General features: G+C 60.0%; 15 protein-coding genes. 13 read left to right on the top strand and 2 right to left on the bottom strand.

Annotated elements, in window-relative coordinates; genetic code table 11:
- Positions 1–179: 179 nt before the first annotated feature.
- The 8 genes from RYB09_RS24050 (at position 180) to RYB09_RS24085 (ending at position 10,882) form a co-directional block, all read left to right on the top strand.
- Positions 180–1,688 carry a sigma-54-dependent transcriptional regulator gene (locus RYB09_RS24050; RefSeq protein ID WP_058402081.1) on the top strand — a complete coding sequence of 503 codons (1,509 nt, stop codon included), beginning with the start codon at positions 180–182 and terminating at the stop codon, positions 1,686–1,688.
- Between the two features lie 171 nt (positions 1,689–1,859).
- Positions 1,860–3,590, top strand: coding sequence for a PAS domain-containing sensor histidine kinase (locus RYB09_RS24055; RefSeq protein ID WP_230017665.1), 1,731 nt, complete (start codon positions 1,860–1,862; stop codon positions 3,588–3,590).
- Complete coding sequence (locus tag RYB09_RS24060) at positions 3,575–3,964, top strand: response regulator (RefSeq protein WP_316890557.1); 390 nt, start codon at positions 3,575–3,577, stop codon at positions 3,962–3,964. Before RYB09_RS24055 ends, RYB09_RS24060 begins: the two co-directional genes overlap by 16 nt.
- 9 nt (positions 3,965–3,973) lie before the next feature.
- Positions 3,974–6,091: a putative bifunctional diguanylate cyclase/phosphodiesterase gene (locus RYB09_RS24065; RefSeq protein WP_316890559.1), complete on the top strand. Its 2,118-nt coding sequence runs from the start codon at positions 3,974–3,976 to the stop codon at positions 6,089–6,091.
- A gap of 87 nt (positions 6,092–6,178) precedes the next feature.
- Positions 6,179–6,928: an efflux RND transporter periplasmic adaptor subunit gene (locus RYB09_RS24070; protein ID WP_080395032.1), complete on the top strand. Its 750-nt coding sequence runs from the start codon at positions 6,179–6,181 to the stop codon at positions 6,926–6,928.
- Positions 6,925–8,247 carry an efflux RND transporter periplasmic adaptor subunit gene (locus RYB09_RS24075; RefSeq protein WP_316890561.1) on the top strand — a complete coding sequence of 441 codons (1,323 nt, stop codon included), beginning with the start codon at positions 6,925–6,927 and terminating at the stop codon, positions 8,245–8,247. Before RYB09_RS24070 ends, RYB09_RS24075 begins: the two co-directional genes overlap by 4 nt.
- Positions 8,247–10,343, top strand: coding sequence for an HlyD family efflux transporter periplasmic adaptor subunit (locus tag RYB09_RS24080; RefSeq protein ID WP_058402075.1), 2,097 nt, complete (start codon positions 8,247–8,249; stop codon positions 10,341–10,343). The genes RYB09_RS24075 and RYB09_RS24080 overlap by 1 nt, the downstream gene beginning before the upstream one ends.
- 29 nt (positions 10,344–10,372) lie before the next feature.
- On the top strand, positions 10,373–10,882 hold the full coding sequence (locus tag RYB09_RS24085; protein ID WP_044318610.1) for a GNAT family N-acetyltransferase: 510 nt from the start codon (positions 10,373–10,375) through the stop codon (positions 10,880–10,882).
- On the opposite strand, the gene RYB09_RS24090 is transcribed toward RYB09_RS24085, so the two are convergent.
- Both RYB09_RS24090 and RYB09_RS24095 read right to left on the bottom strand, forming a co-directional pair.
- Entirely contained in the window at positions 10,883–11,194 is a 312-nt protein-coding gene (locus tag RYB09_RS24090) for a DUF6916 family protein (protein WP_058402074.1), read from the bottom strand.
- Positions 11,195–11,248: 54 nt separating this feature from the next.
- Positions 11,249–11,842, bottom strand: coding sequence for a phage tail protein (locus tag RYB09_RS24095; protein WP_058402073.1), 594 nt, complete (start codon positions 11,840–11,842; stop codon positions 11,249–11,251).
- Between the two features lie 362 nt (positions 11,843–12,204).
- Here RYB09_RS24095 and RYB09_RS24100 point away from each other — a divergent pair, with 362 nt between their 5' ends.
- The 5 genes from RYB09_RS24100 (at position 12,205) to gcvP (ending at position 24,605) form a co-directional block, all read left to right on the top strand.
- Entirely contained in the window at positions 12,205–13,041 is an 837-nt protein-coding gene (locus RYB09_RS24100; protein ID WP_002552296.1) for a sulfotransferase family protein, read from the top strand.
- 139 nt (positions 13,042–13,180) lie between these two features.
- The gene (locus RYB09_RS24105) at positions 13,181–19,432 is read left to right on the top strand and encodes an Ig-like domain-containing protein (protein WP_316890588.1); all 6,252 of its coding nucleotides are present in this window, start codon (positions 13,181–13,183) and stop codon (positions 19,430–19,432) included.
- A 98-nt stretch (positions 19,433–19,530) separates the two neighbouring features.
- Positions 19,531–21,024 (top strand): TolC family protein, encoded by a 1,494-nt coding sequence (locus RYB09_RS24110; RefSeq protein ID WP_316890590.1) that lies wholly within the window; start codon positions 19,531–19,533, stop codon positions 21,022–21,024.
- Positions 21,025–21,346: 322 nt separating this feature from the next.
- Positions 21,347–21,730: a glycine cleavage system protein GcvH gene (gene gcvH, locus RYB09_RS24115; RefSeq protein ID WP_002552291.1), complete on the top strand. Its 384-nt coding sequence runs from the start codon at positions 21,347–21,349 to the stop codon at positions 21,728–21,730.
- Positions 21,731–21,740: 10 nt separating this feature from the next.
- On the top strand, positions 21,741–24,605 hold the full coding sequence (gene gcvP / locus RYB09_RS24120) for an aminomethyl-transferring glycine dehydrogenase (RefSeq protein ID WP_058402072.1): 2,865 nt from the start codon (positions 21,741–21,743) through the stop codon (positions 24,603–24,605).
- Positions 24,606–24,641: the final 36 nt, after the last annotated feature.

Consider the following 24,641-nt stretch of genomic DNA (forward strand, 5'->3'; position numbering starts at 1 on the left):
AGCGGCGTAGCGTAAATCCATGACGCAGAGCGTCAAGAAGGGCATTCCCACGCTGGAGCGTGCGGAACGATAGGTGTGCGGCAGAACACTATCGTGCTCATGCCCACCGCCGGATTTCACCAAACCTGCCGCTACAAGGCATACTTGCCGCCTTCTCATTCGCGAACCGTCAACGCCTCATGCGCATCCATGTCAGCTTCATCGACCGCGTCGGTATCACCCAGGAAGTGCTGGCGATCCTGGGTGGGCGCAATCTGAACCTGGATGCCGTGGAGATGGTACCGCCCAACGTCTACATCGACGCGCCCACCCTCAGCCACCAGATGCTCGAAGAGCTCAAGGACGCGCTGTTTCGGGTTCGTGGGGTAGAAGCAATCACTGTGGTCGACATCCTGCCGGGTCAGCGCCGCCATCTGCAACTGGACGCGCTGCTCGCCGCCATGACCGACCCAGTACTGGCACTGGACAGCGCCGGGCATGTGCTGCTGGCCAATCCTGCGCTGATCGCACTGATCGGCCGGGAACCTGCGGGCGAACCCATTGCTGAACTGTTCGCCGACCCCGGTTTGCAAGCAGCATTGCTGGAAAACAGCTTTCGACTGCCACTGCGCGAAATCACCCTCAACGGTGAAGCGCTGTTGCTGGATGCCACCCCGATCACCGAGGCGGGTGCGCTGATTACCCTGTACCTGCCCAGCCGTATCGGTGAGCGCCTGTCGGCGCTGCATCACGATCACGCCGAAGGTTTCGATGCGCTGCTCGGCGAGTCAGCCGCAATCCGCACCCTCAAGGCGCGTGCGCAACGTGTGGCGGCGCTGGATGCACCGTTGCTGATTCAAGGTGAGACCGGCACCGGTAAAGAACTGGTGGCCCGGGCTTGCCACGCCAGCAGTGCCCGCCACGGCGAACCATTCCTGGCGCTGAACTGCGCGGCGCTGCCGGAAAATCTCGCTGAAAGCGAACTCTTCGGTTATGCCCCGGGCGCCTTTACCGGCGCCCAGCGCGGCGGCAAGCCAGGGCTGATGGAGTTGGCCAATCAGGGCACCGTGTTTCTCGATGAAATCGGCGAAATGTCGCCTTATCTGCAAGCCAAACTGCTGCGTTTTCTCAACGATGGCAGCTTTCGCCGTGTCGGTGGAGACCGGGAGGTCAGGGTCAATGTGCGTATCCTCAGCGCTACCCACCGCGATCTGGAAAAAATGGTCAGCGAAGGCACTTTCCGTGAAGACCTTTTCTACCGCCTCAACGTTCTCAATCTTGAGGTGCCACCGCTGCGCGAACGTGGGCAGGACATTCTGTTGCTGGCCCGCTACTTCATGGAACAGGCCTGCGCGCAGATTCAGCGTCCGGTGTGCAGGCTTGCGCACAGCACCTACCCTGCCCTGCTGGGCAATCGCTGGCCGGGCAATGTTCGTCAATTGCAGAACGTGATTTTCCGTGCTGCCGCCATCTGCGAACACACTCAAGTGGATATAGGCGATCTGGATATCGCAGGCACCGCAGTTGCGCATCCGCACGACAGTCCCGTGGACAGCCTCGAGCATGCCGTCGAGGCATTTGAGAGAAATCTGCTGGAAAAACTCTACGCAGACTACCCATCTACCCGTCAGTTGGCCGCGCGCCTGCATACTTCGCACACCGCCATCGCTCATCGGCTGCGAAAATATGGAATATCGGGCAAGCGCTAATCTATTGACGCCATTTATCGAAAATATATTCCGAAAAGATTCATTTAATAACTAATCTGCCGATACTGATCTGGTATGGTCCACAAACCTCTTATCATCCATTTGAGTGGATGTCCGTAAGTGTAATTACGGCCGTAATGGCAGAAAGGTCAGGTAGTACCGGGAAGTGATATGTCAACCCCGCCAGCAGACCGCCCGCTTGCCGATCCTCAGTCTCGTGCTGAAAAAATCGTCGAATCTCGCCGTCAGAAAATCCTGCTCAAAACCGGCGCGCTGCAGGACGCGATTTTCAACAGCGCCTACTTCTCCAGCATCGCGACCGACGAACACGGCGTCATCCAGATATTCAACGTGGGTGCCGAACGCATGCTCGGTTACCACTCTGAAGATGTGGTCGACAAAATCACGCCGGCAGATATCTCCGACCCCGCCGAGCTGATCATCCGCGCGGCAGCGCTCAGCCATGAACTGAACACGCCCATCACGCCGGGCTTTGAGGCACTGGTATTCAAGGCTTCGCGTGGCATCGAAGACATCTACGAATTGACCTACATCCGCAAGGACGGCAGCCGCCTGTCGGCCATGGTGTCGGTCACTTCACTGCGAGACAGCGCCGAAACCATCATTGGTTATCTACTGATCGGCACCGACAACACCGCGCGCAAGCAGGAAGAGGAAGCCCAGGCCCTGCTGGATCAGCGGTTGCGCGACCAGCAGTTCTACACCCGCTCGCTGATCGAATCGAACATCGACGCGCTGATGATGACCGACCCGCAAGGCATCATTTCCGACGTCAACAAGCAGATGATGGCGCTGACCGGACGCACTCGCGATGAGTTGATCGGCGCGCCCTGCAAAAACTTCTTCACAGACCCGGCGAGTGCCGATGCCGCGATCAAACGCGTGCTCAGCGAACATAAGGTCAGCGACTACGAACTCACCGTGCGGGCCTACGACGGCACCGAAACCGTGGTGTCCTACAACGCTGCGACTTTTCATGACCGGGACCGCAAGCTCAAGGGTGTCTTCGCTGCCGCCCGGGACGTGACCGAGCGCAAGCGCTTCGAACGCACGCTGGAAGAAAAAAACGTCGAGCTGGAACACGCCAGCCACATGAAGTCCGAGTTCCTTGCCACCATGTCCCACGAGTTGCGCACACCGCTGAACGCCGTCATCGGTTTTTCCGAGGCGCTCAAGGACGGTATGGTCGGCGACATGACCGATGCCCAGCGGCGGTACATCGGCGATATCTTCAACAGCGGCCAGCATCTGCTCTCGCTGATTAACGACATTCTCGATCTGTCCAAGGTCGAAGCCGGAATGATGACGCTGGAGCTTGAACCGGTCGATCTGGAAGAATTGCTGAGCAACAGCCTGCTGATCGTTCGCGAGCAAGCCGCCCTGCAACGCATTCAGTTGAAACTGGAAACAGATGCCGACTTCGGCCTGCTTGAGCTGGATCGGCGCAAGACCAAGCAGATTGTCTACAACTTGCTGGCCAACGCAGTGAAATTCAGCGAACCCGGCGGCTGGGTGACCCTGGCGGTGCGCCAAGTGTCATTTGCTCAGGCAGGCGTCATCGAGGGTGACTGGCCAGCACATACGTTTCCATTACCTTCCAGTGACTACGAGCAGTTTCTGGAACTGAGCGTCAGCGACACAGGAATCGGTATCGCCCAAAGCGATATGAACAAACTGTTCAAAGCCTTCAGTCAGATCGACAGTGGTCTGGCACGTAAATTCGAGGGCACCGGGCTGGGTCTGGCGATGGTCAAGCAGTTGACCGAACTGCATGGCGGCTGCGTTGCGGTCGCAAGCGTCAAGGACCTCGGGGCACGCTTTGTGGTCTGGCTGCCGATTCGCCCGCCTGAATTCGAGGAGGCACGATGGCCCAGATCCTGATCATTGAAGACAATGCGGCGAATATGCGCCTGGCGGAGCTGTTACTGACCAGCGCCGGTCACAGCGTACTGTCGGCAGTCGATGCCGAAAGCGGCCTGAAACTGGCTCGCGAGCGCCAGCCCGACCTGATCCTGATGGACATCCATCTGCCGGAAATGGACGGCCTTACCGCCACGTCGCTATTGAAGAAAGACGCCGGCACAGCCGCGATCCCTGTGATCGCACTGACCGCGATGGCCATGAAGGAAGACAAGGAGAAAATCCGCCTGGCGGGCTGCAACGCTTATGTCATCAAGCCGTTGCGCTACAAGGAGCTGTACCGGGTCATCGACACCCTGCTGGAAAAAAATCTGCCTCAACAGTCCATTACCTGAGCATTCGATATGACCCAGAGCGCCGCGACCATCCTGATTATCGATGACGACGTCCATGTCCGGGACCTGCTGGAGGTGCTCTTGCAGAACCAGGGTTATCGGACACTGACGGCGGAATCAGGCGAGCTGGCGCTGGCCATGGTCAAACAACAGGCACCCGACCTGATCCTGCTCGATATCATGATGCCGGGCATGGACGGCTATGAAGTCGCCACCCAGCTCAAGGCCGAAAAGGGCACCGCCAATATACCGATCATCATGCTCTCGGCACTCGACGAGCAGAGTGCGCGTTTGTCAGGGCTGGAAGCAGGGGCCGAGGAATACCTCAACAAGCCAGTGGACAGCGCCGAACTATGGCTGCGTGTGCGTAACCTGCTGCGCCTCAAGGCGTTTGGCGACTACCTGAAAAGCCACAGCCTGATCCTCGAAGACCAATTGCAGCAGCGCACCATTGATCTCGAGCGCTTTCGCACGGTGATGGACGCTTCCGAAGACGCGATTTTCCTGATCAACCGCAACACCATGAGCCTGATCGAATTCAACCGCCGCGCCTGCCAATTGCTCGGCTACACCGCCGAGGAGCTTTCACACAAGACGCCTGCCGAACTGGGCGAAACGTCCATGGAGCAGCTTGAGGTCGTGTACGACCAGATCATCGCCGGCAAAGGTCCCAGCGAACCACTGGAAACCCAGATTCGCGACAAGAGCGGACGCGATGTCGAGGTCGAAATCCATCGCCAGGCCTACCGTACCGGCGAGGACTGGGTCATCGTCGGCATCGTCCGCGACATCACCCGGCGCAAGGAAAGCGATCAGCGCCTGCTGACCATGGCCCACTACGACACACTCACCGGCCTGCCCAACCGGGACCTGTTTTTTACCAGCCTGCAAATGGGCATGACCCAGGCGGCCATCAGTCGCTGGAAGCTGGCGGCCCTGACGGTCAATATCGACGGTTTCAAGAATATCAACGAAACCTGGGGGCATGTGCTGGGCGACGAGGTGCTGCTGGAGGTCAGCCGCCGACTGTCGAACTGCCTGAATGCCAGCGACACCCTTGGCCGCGTGGACGGCGATCAGTTCGCCCTGATTCTGATGCTTCGTCCCGGCCAGGCGGATACCCGGCAAACGCTCGAGCGCATCCGCAACGCATTGCGAGCGCCCTTCCACATAGAAGGCCAGAGCCTGGTCATGACCGCCAGCATCGGTATTGCGCTGTACCCGGAGGACGGGGAAGACTCACGCGAGCTGATCAGACACGCCTACACCGCCATGAACAGCGCCCGAAAAATCGGCCCGGACAACTACCGGTTCTATACGCCGCAGATGAACGCTGACGTCTCGGCGCGTCTGGACCTCGAAGCGGCATTACGTGAGGCCGTGCAAAAACAGGCGTTCGAGATTGTCTACCAGCCCAAACTGAACCTGGCTGACAACCAGGTATGCGGGCTTGAAGCCTTGCTGCGCTGGCCGCGCCCTGGCCAGGCAGGCATTTCGCCTGCCGTATTCGTTCCGGTGCTGGAAAGCCTGGGGTTGATCGGTGAAGTCGGCAACTGGGTCGTCGACAGCGTTTGCGCGCAGATTGCGCGCTGGCAACGTTCCGGGCTGGGCTCGTTTCAGGTGGCAGTCAACATCTCCGGGCAGCAGATTTCCAGCAGCAGTCTGGTGGCCGACATTCGTCAGGCACTTGAGAAACACAAGGTTGCGCCGCAGTGGCTGGAGGTCGAACTGACGGAAAGCTCGTTGATGGAAAACACCTCTCACACCATCGCTACCCTGGGTGCGCTACGCGCCAATGGCGTGAGTATTTCCATCGACGATTTCGGCACCGGCTATTCAAGTCTGGCTTACTTGCGCCGATTCCCTATCGACAAGCTTAAAATCGATATCGCATTCATTCGCGAAGTGACCAGCAACCCACAGGACGCGGCCATTGCCAGAGCCATCATTGAACTGGCTCACAGCCTCGACCTGAAGGTTATCGCCGAAGGTGTGGAAACACCCGAGCAACTGGCGTTTCTGCGTGAAAACCATTGCGATCAAATCCAGGGTTACCTGATCAGCAAGCCGCTACCGCTTGGAGAGCTCGAAGTCTTTCTTCGATCACCGGCAAGCCGCGTCGGGTAATACAGCATGATCGGCACAGGAGCTGCCGATCATGTCTTTTTTGAAGGAGTTCGCTGCATGCGGTGTTTGCCAGCTGTACTTTTAGGGATGCTAAGTGTGGCGGGACTGGCTCAGGCGCAAACGCCGACCGATGCCGGGCTGATCGAGGACAACGCAGCAGCCAGTACACCCGCCTCGTCCAGCGAGGCCCGGGGCGTATTGCGCGCGACCAATCAGGCGGTCCTCGCCAGCGAGTTGTCCGGCCGTATTACTGACCTGCCTTTCCAGGAAGGCGAGTCGTTCAACAAAGGCGATACCCTCGCCCGCTTCGACTGTTCGGCCTATCAGGCTCAGCTCAATGCCGCACAGGCAGCCAGCCGTGGTGCCAGCGAGGAACTGGCGCACAACCGGCAACTGGCCGCGCTCAACTCAGTGGGCCGCTTCGAGGTGGCACGTGCCGAAGCAAAGCTTTCCGAAACCCAGGCGCAGTCTGGCGTCTATCAGGTGCAGATCAAGCGCTGCAGCGTGGTTGCGCCCTACGACGGGCAAGTCGTCGAGCGCAAGGTGAAGCGTTACGAGAGTGTCGCAGCCGGTACGCCGATGCTCGAAATCGTCGACAACCGCACGCTGGAAATTCACCTGCTGGTGCCCTCGCGCTGGATGAGCAGACTCAAGCCCGGACAAACCTTCAGCTTCGTGCCCGACGAGACCGGTCAGCCACTGACCGCCACCGTCAAGCGCCTCGGTGCGCGTATCGATGAAGGCAGCCAGACATTGCTGCTGATCGCCAGCCTGCCCAAAGCGGAGGGCCTGCTGGGAGGCATGAGCGGTACTGCACATTTTGCGGAGTTCAAGTGAACGCCCCCGCATCCGGCGCGGTTGAACGGGTTTTCGCGCAGTTTCTCGACCTTGAACGATTGACCCGCGCCGCACCTGCGATAGATCAACTGGCCTACAGCCTGGTCAACGACAGCCAGGGGTTGTTCGGCTATCGCCACGCAGCGCTGGTGATCGCCGGCAAGGTGCGCTCAGTGACGGGTGTCAGCGTCATCGAACCCAATGCGCCGTTCGTGGCCTTTGTCGAACATGCCGTCGGCCAGTTGCTGAAACTGGAGCAGGTCAAACCGGCGCGCGTCGTGCACATGGATTCACTCAGTGCATCGGTACGCGATGACTGGAACAGCCTGTCGGCACCGCATGTTTTCTGGCTGCCGCTGCAAGACCGTAAAGGTGAGGTGTTTGGCGGCCTGTGGCTGGCCCGCGACACGCCGTGGACACCCGCAGAGCAAATCCTGCTGGCACAACTGGGCGATACCTGCAGCCATGCCTGGCTCGCCTTGCAGCCCGGAAAACCGTGGCGCTTGCGCTTCAACCGCAAGCGTCAGGCTTTGCTGGTGATGCTGGCACTGCTGTGCCTGATGATTCCGGTACGTCAGTCGGTACTGGCACCCGCCGAAGTCGTACCGCTGGGCGGACGCGTGGTCGCTGCGCCGCTGGATGGCGTGGTGGCCGAGTTTCTGGTCAAGCCCAATCAGGTCGTCAAGACCGGGGACCTGCTGCTGCGTTTCGAGAACACTACCCTCAAGGCTCAGGCTGATGTAGCCGAACGAGCACTGGGCGTTGCCGAAGCGGAACTGAAAGCCAACTCGCAGCGTTCTTTCGCCGATGCCGAATCCAGTTCACGAATCGACCTGCTGGCTGCCCGCGTCGAGCAGAAGCGTGCCGAGCGCGATTATGCCCGTGAACTGCTTAAACGCAGCGAAGTACGCGCCGAACGCGACGGTATCGCGGTATTTGCCGACGCCCAGCGCTGGCTTGGCAAGCCGGTACAGACGGGCGAACGACTGCTGGAAATTGCCGACCCGACCCAGGCCGAACTGCGTATCGAGCTGGCAGTTGGCGACGCCATCGCCCTGCAACCGGATGCCGAAATCGCATTGTTTCTGGACAGCGACCCGCTGCAACGGCACGCCGCCCGCCTTGAGCGAGCAGCCTATGAGGCCCAGCCCACGCCGGGCGGGCAACTGGCCTATCGTCTGGATGCGAGCTTTCTCGATTCTCCGCCACCCAGGATCGGGCTGCGTGGCACAGCCAAGGTATTCGGCGACCGTGCTCCGCTGGCGCTGTACCTGCTGCGTCGTCCTCTTGCCGGCCTGCGTCAAAGTGTAGGCCTGTAATGAACCTGCCCAACCTGCGTGCGGACTTGCAGCTAACACCTGCCGCACCGGCCCTTGACGGTTCGCCACGCTGGACCCTGGCCGACCCGGTGCGCGGTCGCTATTTCAAGCTTGGCAGCCAGGCCATTCGCCTGTTGCGTCATTGGGCGCTGGGTGACGCTTCACAGGTGCTGCAAGCGGCCAATCGCGAGCCGGGCCTGCCGTTGGGCAACACCGAGATTGACGAACTGCTGCGTTTTTTACGCGGCCATGACCTGATCGCAGCGCGCGACCCGGAGCAGCGTGCCAGTTACGCCTACAAGGCATCGGCGGCACGTCATGGGCTGTGGCAGATGCTCTTGCATCAATACCTGTTTTTTCGCATCCCGCTCTGGCGTCCGGATGCATTTCTCAACAAGGCCTGGCCGTGGCTGGCGCGCTACGGTTCAAGGCTGCTGCGCTACGGGCTGCCGCTCACGCTGGGGCTGGGAATTTTTCTGGTAGCCCGGGACTGGCAACGCTTCATCGGGACCTTTCCCCACCTGTTCAGCCTGGGTGGCGCGCTGGCATTCGGTATAGCGCTGTTTTTCGCCAAACTCTGCCATGAGTTTGGCCACGCATTCATGGCCAAGCGTGCCGGATGCCGGGTACAGAGCATGGGCGTGGCGTTCATGGTCCTGTTGCCGTTGTTCTATACCGATGTCAGCGATGCCTGGCGGGTCAATGATCGACGTGCCCGCCTGCTGATCGGCGCAGGCGGCGTGCTGGCGGAAATGCTGCTGGCCTGTATCGCCTTGCTGGCCTGGTCACTGCTGCCCGACGGGCCGGCGCGCACCGCAGCATTCATGCTCGCCAGCGCGACGTGGCTGACCACTGTGGTCGTCAACCTCAACCCGTTCATGCGCTTTGATGGTTACTTTCTGATCAGCGATTTTTGGGAAGTCGACAATCTTCAGGGCCGGGCTTTCGCCCTGTGTCGCTGGCGACTGCGCGAGGCGCTGTTCGGCTACGGCCTTCCCGCACCGGAGCCGTGGTCAGTGGCCATGCAGCGTCGTCTGCTGTGGTGGGGGTATCTGTCCTGGTTGTGGCGTGCAGCACTGTTTTTCGGTATCGCGCTGGCGGTCTACCATCTGTTTTTCAAGTTGCTGGGGATTTTCCTGATGCTGGTGGAGCTGGGCTGGTTCATTTTCCTGCCGATTTTCAAGGAATGTCGCCACTGGTGGTCACACCGCGAACAGGCGTACGCACCCCGTGTGCTGCTCAGTGCGACAGGCTTGCTGGCACTGCTCTTGTTGCTCATCGTGCCGTGGCACAGCAGTGTCGAGTTGCCGGTGATGCTGGAAGCCGAAAGTGTGACGGCCATACATGCCCCGGCCGCTGCCAGAGTCAGGCAGGTCAATGTGCACGACGGCCAGAAGGTCGAACAAGGCGCCGTGCTGATGGAACTGGAATCCCCGGATATCGACTCGCGGCAAAGTATCGTGCGCCGTGAGATCAACATTTTGCAGTTGCAGATGCGTCGTCAGGCGGGCCGCAGCGAGACCGCCGCCGATGCCGGGATTCTCGAACAGCGTCTGGCCGAAGCCGTTGCCGAGTATCGCGGCCTGGCTGCACGACGCGAACGTCTGCTGTTACGCGCTCCCAAGGCCGGGCAGGTGCGCGACCTGCTGCCCCAGTTGAGCGAAGGTCGCTGGGTTTCAACCAGAGACCCGCTGTTGAGGATTGTCGAGGAAGGCACGCGAATTCGCGGTTACGTGGCCGAGAACGCGCTGTGGCGTATCGCACCTGGTGATCGCGGACGCTTTATTGCCGATGATCCGATGCGTGAGTCGCTGCTCGTGGAGCTTCAGGAAGTCGATGCCAACGGCGTGGCGTGGCTGGATCAAGAGGCGTTGAGTTCCGATCACCACGGACCGATTGCCGTGCGGCGTGACGAAAATCAGCGCGCCGAACCGGTACAGGGCCAGTATGGTGTACGCCTGAAACTGGTCGACAACAGCGCTGCACCGTCCCAGCCGTTGCGTGGCGTAGCGGTGCTGGATGGCCGCAGTGAATCCCTGTTGGGCGCAACCTGGCGCAGGCTTGCCGCCCTGGGAGTAAGAGAAAGCGGGTTCTGAAGCTGACACATGGACAGAGGACAGCAGACATGACAAAAAAACCTTTCACCAATATCGATGGGCTGGTGGTGCGGCCATCGAGAGAAACCGACAGCGCCTTTCTGCAGATGCTCTACCACTCGGCGCGTCCCGATCTGCAATTGATCGACGGCGAACGCGATCAGGTTGAAGACGTTATCGCCCAGCAGTTTCGTGTGCAGGATCTGGGACAGGGAGAAAACTTCCCCAACGCCATGCGCTACGTGGTTGAAAAGCTCGGCACGCCCATCGGCGCGCTGGTCACCGATTTCGGCCACAACGAGATACGCGTGCTGTATCTGGCGTTCATTCCGGCAGCGCGCGGCAAGGGCTACGGGCGCAAGGTTTTGCAGGGTGTGCAGCAAGCCGCCGAACAGATCCGCTGTCCGGTGGCAACAGTGGTCTGGGCCAACAACCCGCATGCTCGCCAGCAATATCTGGCGCTGGGGTTTCAGGTTGAAGAGCAGGATGTGGCAGCGGCGAGACTGATCTGGTATCCAGGCCAGACCGCTGCCTTTTGATCAGTTGAAGCTTATGCAGTAGTAGGCCAGGTTGTCGTCGCGGCCCATGGCGGGAACACGAGAGACGAACACATTCTGTAGCAGGCCCAGCTCCGGCAGTTCGATAGCACAGGCCCCATCGACAAACTCGCTGGGCTCAAGTGACTCAAGTGACACGTTGAACGGCATACGCTGTTGCCGGGCGGCTCGTGCCAGTGGTTTTTCGGCCACTGAGGCGACATTCACAGGCAACTGGCTGCCGTCGCTCATTTGCAACTGGCAGGTATTACCCAGCAGGCTCTGGAAGTGTTCAACGGTAACGTCTTGCAACATGACGCATCTCCAGTGAAATGAGTGGGAAGAGCCCGTCCCTGGACTCGTGTCAGATCAGTCCCTGGTAGGGAAAAGACCCTGCAGGGCGATACTGAAGTTCACCACCAGGAACGGGTTCATGCTGTCGATAGGCAGGCTGCCTCCGACGGGCTGCATGGTTCCGGTGATGGCGGTACTGACGCCCTTCTGCACGACAGGTGCGGTGCCTGCATTGGGCGAAAAGATATTGGCGGAGGTCGGTCCGCTAGTGGAAGCGCCTATGAACGCATTGTCTGTGGTGGGCGCGATGGTCGCCCCGCTCACTGCCGGGTTGGCCAATGTGATAGTGGTGTTTGCGGTCAGCGTGCTCATCTGGTGCACGTGTGCAGGCATGTTGGCGATGGCCACAGTGACCTTCTCAACACCCGATACAGAGCCGATCACCCGGTTGGTGAGGTTGACCCCGGTCCCCTGATTTATCGGCACCCGGCCCTGAAGATTGGGCAGCATGAAGTTCTGCTGCGAGGGATTACCTCCATAAATGACGCCCAATAGTGCGTACAAGGCGTTGTACTGACTGATGTTCAATGTTTGTCCATTGCATTGCATCCAGCCAGCAGGCGCAAATGGAAAGCCAAACGTCATGATCGAACCCATAAAAACTTCCATACACCCTCATCCTTCTATGTCATGGGAAACTTCGATCCACCGGGGCACGGTCCACAGGTGGCAGGATAGAAGCGTAGACGCAGTTTTCAGGGTGTAAATGTTTTTGCAAATGACCGTTATCCGTTGTACATCCAGTGACACTCAACAGTCATTGCCGGAAAGTTCACTACCGTTCATCTGATACTCATCATTCTTTCACCGGAAAAACCCTAATAAAACCGGGAGGGAGAACGCCACATCAGTTTTTTTAACGTTCCCATCCCTCAAGACATGCTGACTCCTGTCGAACTACTGGCATATGAATGCACTTTGTTACGTAGTTCACACACTCGTATAAACAGTTGTTTTTCCGGGGCGCATGGATGCAAAAATTCCACTTCATTGCAGGTTTGCCACGATCGGGCTCCACCCTGCTATCAGCCATTCTCCTGCAAAACCCGCGCTTTCATGCGGGTATGAGCAGCCCGGTTGGCTCTCTTTTCTCCAGTATTCTTGGCCAGTGCAGCGCTGGCAGTGAATTCTCCTCAGTGATCAACACCGATGTACGTCGTCGCCTGTTGCGCGGGGTTTTCGAGTCCTACTACGCCGACAAGGCCGCTAAAGACGTGGTATTCGATACAAACCGTGGCTGGTGTTCACGCCTGCCCGCGCTCATGGACCTGTTCCCGCAAAGCAAAGTGATTGCCTGCGTGCGTAACGTCGCCTGGGTCATGGACAGTATCGAACGTTTGTACCGCGCCAACCCTTTTGAAAACACCAAGCTGTTCAACGATGACGTGGAACGCAATACGGTCTACAGCCGGGTCGAGACGCTGGCGCAGCGCAATCGTCTGGTGGGCTTTGCCTGGGCATCGCTCAAGGAAGCCTATTACGGCGAGCATGCCGACTCGATTCTGTTGATCGATTACGAACTGCTGTCCCAGGCCCCGGAACGGGTCATACGGCTGGTCTACGACTTCATCGAAGAACCGTGGTTTGAACACGACTTCAACAACCTCGCCTATGACGCCCCGCAGTTCGACGATGCGCTGGGCGTATCAGGCCTGCACAAGGTCAAGCCGCGCGTTGCGCTGGAGCAAAGGCCCACCATCCTGCCGCCCGACCTGTTCGAGCAGTATTCAAAGTTGTCGTTCTGGAATGACGGGTCTGCCAGCGCAGCCAATGTCATCCGCATGAAATCAGACGCCGCCGTTAACTGACTGCGGTTTTATCACTCGTAACGTTCGATCTCTGGTGAGCAACATGTGGTGGAATAAACAAAAATCGCGGACTGCAAAGCGGGCACCTTCGAGTGCAACCTCACCCGTTTCCCCCATGATCATGTCTCTCGAACCGCGCATGCTGTTCGACGGTGCGGTCGCAGCCACCGTTGCTGAAGCGGCCCAGCCGGACAGCCAGCCCACGCCCGACGCATCGGCCAAAAGCGCCGAGCAGGCCAACAGCGCCAGCAACGACCATCATGCACAAGCGCCAGCCTCTTCGGACGTTGCCGCAACGCCTGCCGCCTTACCCGGCACCACCGTCGTATTTGTCGATTCACGGGTGAAGGATTCGGCCAGCCTGCTGGCGGGCGTTGCGCCCGGTGCGCAAGTGGTCGAACTGGACGCCACCAAGGATGGCCTGCAACAGATTGCCGATTACCTGGAGTCTCATCAGGGCGTCAGCTCAGTGCAGATCATTGCGCACGGCAACTCCGGCGACCTTTGGCTGGGCAACAGCTATGTTTCCGCGGACAACATCGCGCAACGCAGCGCCCTGCTGGCCGAAATCGGCAACGACATGAATGTCGGTGGCGATATTCTGATCTACGCCTGCAACACCGCCGAGGGCGACACCGGCCTGAGCTTTGTCGACTCGCTGGCAACCCTGACTGGCCGCGATGTTGCTGCGTCCACTAACCGCACCGGCGTGGGTGGCGACTGGGATCTGGAGATTGCCACCGGCAGCATTGAAAGCGTCAGCGCCCTTTCGCGACAGTCGATGGACGCTTACCAGTGGGGGCTGGCAACGTTTACGGTCACCTCCACCAGCAACACCGGCGCAGGCAGCTTGCGTGACGCGCTGACCAATGCCCAGAACGGCGATATCGTAACCTTTTCGACCGGCATGACCGTCGCGCTGCAAAGCCAGCTGGTGGTCAGCAAGAACATCACCATCGACGGCGACCTGAACAACGACGGCGTCGCGGACGTCACCCTCGATGGGCAGAACAGAACCAGCGTGATCCGGGTCAATTCCGGGGTCACAGCCACACTTGATGGCGTGATCATTACCCGAGGCGTGGCCAGCACGGCGGGCGCCAGCAGTGGTGCGACCATTGCGGCCTCTGATGCACTGGGCGGCGGAATCAACAACGCCGGCAACCTCACGCTGCGCAATGTCACCGTCACTGCCAACTCGGCAGCGGGTGGTGGCGGTGGCGGTGGCGTCAACTCGCCAAACGTGGGTGGTGGTGGTGGTGGTGGCGGCGGCATCGGCGGGCAGAACGGTGCTGCGGGTGGCAGTGCCGGCACCTATACATCCACCGCCCCGTCAGCCAATACCGGCGGCAACGGGGCATCGTTCAGCACTGCTTACCTGGCCGGCCAAGGCGGTAACTCCTCAGGAGGCGGCGCAGGAGGGTATGGCACGCCTGTCGGTTACACCAACGGCGGCGCAGGCGGCACCGCGACCAGCGGAGGTCGGACCATCGGTGGGGGTGGCGGCGGCTCTGGGTTTGACGCCAATGGGGGCAGAGGCGGCTCGGCAGTTGGCGGCATTTACAACGCCTCGACCGGCACTCTGGCGATCATCGGCACGTCGACCATCAGCAACAACATCGGTGCAGGCGGTGGTGGTGGTGGCGGCGGCACGGTTGGTGGCAACGGTGGCCGTGGCATCGGCGCGATCTGGAACAAAGGCACGGTCAACATCACTTCCAGCAATAACTCGGCGATGACTGGCAACGTGGGTGGCAGCGGATCTGGCGGACAAGCGACCAGCGGCGGCACCAATGGCTCCTCGCCTACCGCCGTCACTAATATCTTCAACGATGGCGGCACGCTCAACGCCACCTACGCCTCAGACACGACGGCACCAACGGGCATCAGCATCGTGATTGCCAATTCGTCGCTGAGCTCGGGTGGCACATCGGCGGTCACCTTCACGTTCAGTGAGCCGGTATTCGGCCTGGAAATCTCCGAAATCACCGTGCCCAACGGTACGTTGAGCAACCTGGTGACCACCAACAACATTACCTGGACAGCCACTCTTACGGCCTCCAGCAATACTTCCGCCAATTCCAATGCAATCAGCCTGCCGTTATCGGCGGTGCAGGACTCAGCCGGCAATATCGGTACCGGGACAGTGACCTCCAACAATTACGCAGTGTCCGATACAGTTCCGCCGACAGTGACTGTCGTGGTAGCAGACACCGCACTGGCGGCAGGTGAAACATCACTGGTCACCTTTACGTTCAGTGAAGCGGTCACCGGCTTCGACAACACCGACATCTCGGTCGCCAATGGCACATTGACCGCTGTGAGCAGCAGTGACGGCGGCAAAACCTGGACCGCGACCCTGACTCCGACCGCCAACCTGACCAGCACCACCAACCAGATCAGCCTCAACCGCGCAGGCGTGCAGGATCTATCCGGAAACGCCGGTTCAGGCACTGCCACGTCCAACAACTACGCCATCGACACGTCGCGCCCGACCGCAACCATCGTGCTGGCCGACAACTCCCTGAGCATTGGTGAAACCTCGCAGGTGACCATCACCTTCAGTGAGGCGGTGTCCGGTTTCACCAACGCGGACCTGACCGTCGTCAACGGCACCCTGAGTGCCGTGACCACCAGCAACAATATTGTCTGGACCGCGACATTCACGCCGGCCAACAACATTACCGACAGCACCAACGTGATCACCCTGGACAACACAGGGGTCACCGATGCGGCGGGCAACACGGGTTCGGGAACCACAACCTCGAACAATTACGCCATCGATACCCAGCGCCCGACTGCAAGCATTCTGGTGGCAGACGCCAGTCTCACGGCCGGTGAAACCTCACTGGTGACGATTACCTTCAGCGAGGCCGTCAGCGGGTTCACCAATGCCGACCTGTCCGTGCCCAACGGCACCTTGAGCACCGTCACCAGCAGCGACGGCGGCATCACCTGGACGGCGACCTACACGCCGAACAACAACGTCAACGACACCACCAACGTGATCACTCTGAGCAACGCAGGTGTAACGGATCTGGCTGGCAATGCCGGGTCCGGCACCAGCAACTCGGGCAACTTCACCATCGACACCGTGCGCCCGAGTGCCACAGTGGTTGTGGCCGACAGCGCCCTTTCCGCGGGTGAAACCTCGCTGGTGACGATTACCTTCAGCGAGGCCGTAACCGGGTTCACCAATGCCGACCTGACCGTCGCCAATGGCACCTTGAGCACAGTGAGCAGCAGCGACGGCGGCGTCACCTGGACCGCGACCCTCACGCCAGCCGCCAACGTGACCGATACCACCAACCTGATCACGCTGGATGCGAGCGGCGTTGCCAATGCTTCCGGCAACGCAGGCACCGGCTCAATCAGTTCCAACAATTACGCCATCGACACCCAGCGCCCGACGGCCAGCATCGTAGTGGCCGACAACGCGCTGGCCATCGGTGAAACTTCGCTGGTGACTATCACCTTCAGCGAGGCGGTGACTGGCTTTACCAACGCCGACCTGAGCATCAGCAATGGCACCCTGAGCACGGTGAGCAGCAGCGATGGCGGTGTTACCTGGACGGCAACCCTGACGCCGACAGCAGGTATCACCAGCAACATCAATTCGGTGACGCTGAACAACGCTGGCGTGGCCGATCAGGCGGGCAACGCCGGCAGCGGGCTGAGCACGTCGAACAATTACGCCATCGACACGGTACGCCCGACTGCGAGTATCACAATGTCGGACAACGCCTTGACCGCGGGTGAAACCTCACTGGTTACCATCACCTTCAGCGAGGCAGTGAGCGGCTTTACCAACGCTGACCTGAGCGTACCGAATGGCACGCTGAGCGCGGTCAGCAGCAGCGACGGCGGTATCACCTGGACGGCGACCTACACGCCGAATGCCAATGTCGCCGATACCACGAACGTGATCACGCTGAACAACACGGGCGTGACCGATCTGGCAGGCAATATCGGCAGCGGCACGACCGATTCCGGCAATTTCACCATTGCCACTCAGCAGCCGACCGCCACCGTCGTGGTCGCCGACAGTGCGTTGTCTGTGGGCGAAACCTCGCTGGTCACCATCACCTTCAGCGAAGCGGTCATCGGCTTCAACAATGCCGACCTGACGGTCGAGAACGGTACGTTGAGCACCATCAGCAGCAGTGACGGCGGTATCACCTGGACCGCGACCTTCACGCCGACCGCAAACGTGACCGACGCAAGCAACCTGATCACTCTGGACAACACCGGCTTCACAAACGGCTCGGGCGTGACCGGCAGTGGCGTCACCTCCTCGAACAACTACGCCATCGACACCCTGCGCCCGACCGCGACCATTGTGGTGGCCGACAATGCGCTGGCGGTCGGTGAAACCTCTCTGGTAACGATTACGTTCAGCGAAGCGGTCAGCGGTTTCACCAATGCGGACCTGAACATTGCCAACGGCACCCTGAGCGCGGTCACCAGCAGCGATGGCGGTATTACCTGGACGGCAACGCTAACCCCAACCTCAGGCATTAGCAGCGCAAGCAACTCGGTGACGCTGAACAATGGCGGCGTGACTGACCTGGCCGGTAACGCTGGCAGCGGCTTGACGCTCTCCAATAACTACGCCATCGACCAGACGCGACCGACCGCCAGCATCGTAATAGCTGACAACGCCCTTTCGGCGGGTGAAACCTCGCTGGTCACTATCACCTTCAGTGAGGCAGTCAGTGGTTTCGATAACAGCGACCTGAACGTACCGAACGGTACGCTGAGCAATGTCAGCAGCAATGACGGCGGCATCACCTGGACTGCCACCTTCACACCAAACGCAAACGTGAATGCCAGCACCGGGCAGATCAGCCTGAACAGCGCAGGTGTCACCGACCTGGCGGGCAACGCGGGCAGCGGCATCATCAGTTCGGCAAGTTTCACCGTCGACACGACCAGACCTTCCGCCACCATCGTGGTGGCCGACAATGCCCTGTCCGCAGGCGAAACGTCTCTGGTCACGTTCACGTTCAGTCAGGCGGTCAGCGGATTCAGCAACGCCGACCTGAGTGTCGCCAATGGCACGCTGAGCGCGGTTTCCAGCAGCGATGGCGGCATCACCTGGACTGCCACCTTCACACCAAACGCAAACGTGACCGATGCAAGCAACCTGATCACGCTGGATAACACTGGCGTGACCAATGCGTCGGGCAGTACCGGCAGCGGCACCACGGCCTCGAACAACTACGCCATCGATACTCAGCGCCCGACTGCGACCATTACCGTCGCCAATCCGAACCTGGCCATCGGTCAAACCTCGCTGGTGACCTTCGCCTTCAGCGAGCGCGTGACCAATTTCGATCTGTCGGACATCAGTGTCGGCAACGGCAGCCTGTCCGGCCTGAGCAGCGGCGACGGCGGCCTCACCTGGACGGCAACGCTGACGCCGGATGCCAATATCACCGCGGCCAACAACTTCATCGTTCTGGACAGCGGCAGGGTCAATGATCTGGCCGGCAACGCGGGCACAACAGTCGCGCTGTCCAGCAACTACAGCATCGATAACCAGCGTCCTACAGCGAACATTTCCATCGCCAATCCAAACCTGGCGACGGGTCAGACATCCCTGGTGACTTTTGCCTTCAGCGAGCCGGTGAATAACTTCACGCTGGCGGATGTCAGCGTGGCCAACGGCACGCTGTCCAACCTGGCCAGCAGCGATGGCGGAGCCACTTGGACCGCAACCCTGACGCCGACGGCGAATGTCACTGACCCGAGCAACTTCATTGTGCTGGACAGCAGCACAGTAACTGACCGGGCAGGCAACGCAGGGACAGGCATCGCGCTGTCTCCCAACTACGCCATCACGACCACGTCGCTGACCGGAGACCCGCAGTTCCGGATAGACGCGCCAGCACCGCTGGTCAACACACGGAATCTGCCACTGCAGCCGGCACTGTTCGGTCCGCCAACCGGCAATCTGGGTTCGCCATTGAGCTTCTCGCCGTTGTTCGAACAGCGCACTACCGGGGGGGGTCTGCCGCCTGTGGGCAATATCTTCATTACCAACCGCGCCCTGGCACCCAGCTTTATTGCCCAGGTGTTCGACTCCAGCAGTGTCGGCGGCCCGGGCTCCGGGTTCACAGGCTTCAACAGCGGCGAAGGCAGTGTGTTCGGCACCAGTACGCTGTCGACGCTTTTTTCCCGCGAATCCGCGACGGACAGCTCGACGGCGGGCGCCTTCAACAGCGCTGGCAGCAACGGCCTGCGAGACTCATCACAAAGCATCCAGGCCGGTTTCGGCGCGCTGACGCTGGGTCAGCAGTTGCAACAGATCACTGATAACGAGCAAGAAAAACTGCGCGCACTGGCATGGGCTTTAGGGGAAGTCGGTGTAAGTGAAGCGCAAGCCTGAAACAGGGTTTGGTAATGCGTCGTAGCTGTACGGCGCTCATAAAAAAGAATGCGGTAGCTAGAGCTAGGGGCGGTCGGAGCATGAAAAGAAGTCAGAAGTTGTTCAGCATCAGCCTGCTGGCGCTGGTAGTGAGTGGTTGCGCTGTTACCAGCCAGCCTATCGACCGAAGCGTCAGCGAGCAGCGCGCCAAAAGCGATCTGCAACTGATGTACAAGGATCAAGAGCCATTGAACGGTGCATTGACCCTGCATCAAGCCATGGCCCGCGCGGTGAAGTACAACCTTGAAGCGCGTCTGAAAATCATGGAAGAAGCCCTGGCCAAACGTCAGTTGGACCTCGCCAGCTTCGACATGCTGCCGCGCATGGCTCTTTCAGCGGGCTATGCCGGACGCAGTAACGTCAGCGCATCGAGCAGTGAAAGCGTAGAGACCGGAACCCAGTCCCTCGAACCGTCAACCTCGCAGGATCGCAGCCGTCGTGTCGCCGACCTGACCATGGTATGGAACGTACTCGACTTCGGTGTCAGCTACATCAGTGCCAAACAGCAAGGCGATCAGCGCCTGATCGTTCAGGAACGCCGCCGCAAGGTGATCAACACCATCGTTCAGGACGTGCGTTCAGCCTATTGGCGCGCCGTCGCCGCCGAACGCATGCTCAAGCAGATCGACAGCTTGATGGCTCGTGTCGAGAAAGCGCAGGACAACAGCCAGCAAATGAGCCAGCAGCGTGTGGGGGACCCGGTACAGGCATTGGGTTATCAGCGCTCGCTGATCCAGGCGACGCGTCAGCTTGAAGAACAGCGCAAGGCGCTTTCACTGGCCAAGACCGAACTGGCGACCCTGATCAACCTGCCGCTGGGCACCGATCTGAAGCTGGCGACGCCGGACGACTACTCGATTCCGCAACTCAAGGTCGACATGGAACGCCTGGAAACCGAAGCGCTGGCCAGTCGTCCCGAGCTGCGCGAACAGGATTACCAAACCCGTATCAGCTCGGCCGAAACCCGCAAGGCCATGCTGCGCATGCTGCCCGGCCTGGAGTTCTCGGCAGGCGGCCATTACGACAGCAACTCGTTTCTGGTCAACGACAAATGGGCTGATCTGGGCGTAAAAGTCACCTGGAACCTGTTCAATGTGCTGTCGGCACCTGCCGCCATTGACGTCGCCAAAGCCGGTGAGGAAGTCGCTACTGCGCGTCGTCAGGCAATGTCCATTGCCGTACTGGCCCAGCTCTACGTGGCCAACGCCAACTACAACGAAGCGTTGCGCCAGTTCAAAACCAGCCAACAACTGTCGAACATCGACAGCCAGATCGTCGGTCAACTGCGTAATCGCTATCAGGCAGCCGGTCTGGGCGAGCTGGATCTGATTCAGGGCGAACTGAACACCCTGCAGGCGGATCTGCGTCGCGATCTGGCGTATGCCGACCTGCGCAACGCTTACGGCCAGATTTTCGCCAGTGCGGGTCTGGACCCGCTGCCGTCGGAGCTTTCATCCACCAAAGTGCAAGCCATTGCTGTTGCACTGGATGCGCGCGAGTCGCAGTGGGAAGCGGGTAATATTTCAGTAGCCGCTACCGCGCCCAAGCCTTAAGCCCGCATCATGAAAGACCACCCGGTCAGCGCTATGCGCTGGCTGGGTGCAGTAACACCCCTCGCCTCGCAACGAAATCGTTCCACTGTAACGATTTCAATCCAAAACACCTCGCTCCGCTTGCATCAAGGCCTTGATCAGGCACGTATTTTCAAATACCTGAACTGTGTAGCGATTTCGCTACGGCTGAAATCGGTCGTACTGATCTAATAATCAGTAACTATTTGATTTATATGAAAAAATAAAACATGGCCGCTAAATTGCTTAGCCATAGCTCATATTGTTCGCGTGCTGCGCGAGCCCTGTTCTCCGAGGAGTTTGTATGAGCGAGTTGCGATTCACCGTTGACCATGAATGGCTGCGTGCCGAAGCCGACGGCAGCATTACGGTCGGCATCACGCCCTATGCGCAAGAGTCGCTGGGCGACGTAGTCTTCGTGCAGCTCCCGGATTTGCAGGCCTACACTCAACACGCTGAAGTGTCAGTGGTGGAATCGGTGAAAGCCGCCAGCAGCATCAACATGCCGCTGGACGGTGAAGTGGTCGAGGTCAATTCAGTCCTCGATGACACGCCGGAGTTGGTCAATGAAGACGCTCTCGGTGCAGGCTGGTTTTTTCGTTTCATTCCACAGGATGCCGACGCCATCCACGGCCTGCTGGATCAGGACGCCTACGACCGCCTGATCAAAGCCAACGCCCAAGCCTGAGGAGCACGCCATGACTGACCGTATTGAACTGACCACTGCCAACGAATTCATCGCCCGTCACATTGGCCCGCGCGCTGCCGACGAACAGGCCATGTTACAGACGCTGGGTTTCGACTCCATTGAAGCGCTGAGCGAAAGCGTTATCCCGGAAAGCATCAAGGGCACCAGCGTGCTGAACCTGCCTGCCGGGCAGAGTGAAGCCGATGCGCTGGCGTCCATCAAGGCCATCGCCGGCAAAAATCAACTGTTCAAGACCTACATCGGCCAGGGTTACTACAACACCCACACGCCGGCCCCGATTCTGCGCAACCTGCTGGAAAACCCGGCCTGGTACACCGCCTACACGCCCTATCAGCCGGAGATTTCCCAAGGTCGTCTGGAGTCGCTGCTCAATTTTCAGACGCTGATCAGCGACCTGACCGGCCTGCCGATTGCCAACGCGTCCTTGCTCGACGAAGCGACCGCTGCTGCCGAAGCAATGACCTTTTGCAAACGTTTGAGCAAGAACAAAGGCAGCCAGCAGTTTTTCGCCTCCAGCCACTGCCACCCGCAGACACTTGATGTGTTGCGTACCCGTGCCGAGCCATTGGGCATTACCGTTGTGGTGGCGGACGAAGCCGAGTTGGGCGACGTCAGCGATTACTTTGGCGCGTTGCTGCAATACCCGGCCAGCAACGGCGACGTGTTCGATTACCGCGAGCTGGTCGAACGTTTCCATGCTGCCAACGCGCTGGTCGCCGTGGCTGCCGACTTACTGGCACTGACGTTGCTGACCCCGCCAGGCGAATTTGGCGCCGACGTGGCCATCGGCAGCGCACAACGCTTCGGTGTACCGCTGGGCTTCGGCGGCCCGCATGCGGCTTACTTCTCAACCCGCGATGCCTTCAAGCGCGACATGCCGGGCCGCCTGGTCGGCGTATCGGTGGACCGTCACGGCAAGCAGGCCCTGCGTCTTGCCATGCAGACCCGCGAACAGCATATTCGTCGCGAGAAGGCCACCAGCAACATTTGCACTGCGCAGGTGCTGCTGGCCAACATCGCCAGCATGTACGCCGTCTACCATGGCCCGCGCGGCCTGACACAGATCGCCAAACGCGTTCACCAGTTGACCGCGATCCTTGCCGAAGGCTTGAGTACGCTGGGTCTGAAGGCCGAGCAGGCATTCTTCTTCGACAGCCTGACCCTGAACACCGGCAGCAGGACCGCGGCGCTGCACGCAGCGGCTCGCGCCAGGCACATCAACCTGCGTGAAATCGACGACCAGCACCTGGGTCTGTCACTGGACGAAACCACCTCGCAGTCGGCAGTTGAAACGCTGTGGGAAATCTTCGCCAGCGACGGTCAGAACCTGCCCGACTTCACCGCACTGGCAGCCAGCGTCCCGTCGCGCCTGCCCGCTGCACTGCTGCGCAAGTCGGCAATCCTCAGCCACCCGGTGTTCAACCGCTACCACTCTGAAACCGAACTGATGCGCTACCTGCGCAAGCTGGCTGACAAGGATCTGGCGCTGGACCGCACCATGATTCCACTGGGCTCGTGCACCATGAAGCTCAACGCCGCCAGTGAAATGATCCCGGTGACCTGGGCCGAATTCGGCAACCTGCACCCGCTCGCCCCGGCCGAGCAGAGCGCCGGGTATCAACAATTGACCGACGAGCTAGAGGCCATGCTCTGTGCGGCCACCGGCTATGACGCAATCTCGCTGCAACCGAACGCCGGCTCCCAGGGTGAATATGCCGGCCTGCTGGCCATCCGTGCTTATCATCAGAGCCGTGGCGATGAGCATCGCGATATCTGCCTGATCCCTTCATCGGCACACGGCACCAACCCGGCCACTGCCAACATGGCCGGTATGCGTGTCGTGGTCACCGCCTGCGATGCACGTGGCAACGTCGATATCGAAGACCTGCGCGCCAAGGCCGTTCAACACCGCGACCAGCTTGCGGCGATCATGATCACCTACCCGTCCACCCACGGTGTATTCGAAGAAGGCATCCGCGAAATCTGCGGTATCGTTCACGACAACGGTGGCCAGGTCTACATTGACGGCGCCAACATGAACGCCATGGTCGGCCTGTGCGCTCCGGGCAAATTCGGTGGCGATGTATCGCACCTCAACCTGCACAAGACCTTCTGCATTCCGCACGGCGGCGGTGGCCCAGGCGTTGGTCCTATCGGCGTCAAATCCCATCTCGCACCGTTCATGCCGGGCCATGCACGCATGGAGCGCAAGGAAGGCGCAGTCTGCGCAGCCCCGTTCGGCAGCGCCAGCATCCTGCCAATCACCTGGATGTACATCCGCATGATGGGCGGCGAAGGCCTGAAACGCGCTTCGCAGCTGGCGATCCTCAACGCCAACTACATTTCGCGCCGCCTGGAAGAGCACTACCCGGTGCTGTACACCGGCACCAACGGGCTGGTTGCCCACGAATGCATCCTTGACCTGCGCCCTATCAAGGACAGCAGCGGCATCAGCGTCGATGACGTGGCCAAGCGTCTGATCGACTTTGGCTTCCATGCCCCGACCATGTCGTTCCCGGTTGCCGGGACCTTGATGATCGAGCCGACCGAGAGCGAGTCCAGAGAAGAGCTGGACCGTTTCTGCGACGCCATGATCAAGATCCGTGAAGAAATACGCGCAGTTGAAAACGGCACACTGGACAAAGACGACAACCCGTTGAAAAACGCCCCGCACACCGCTGCGGAAATCGTCGGCCAATGGAGCCATCCTTACAGCCGCGAACAGGCGGTGTATCCGGTTGATTCGTTGATCGAGAACAAGTACTGGCCTCCGGTCGGCCGTGTCGACAACGTCTTCGGCGACCGCAATCTGGTCTGTGCCTGCCCGTCCATCGAGAGCTATCAGGAAGCCTGATAGCCCGTGCCCTGGCATGCCTGTGCGCAGCTCGAT

This window comes from Pseudomonas syringae group sp. J254-4, from assembly GCF_032586855.1.
In the GTDB taxonomy this organism is placed as follows: Bacteria; Pseudomonadota; Gammaproteobacteria; order Pseudomonadales; family Pseudomonadaceae; genus Aquipseudomonas; species Aquipseudomonas amygdali.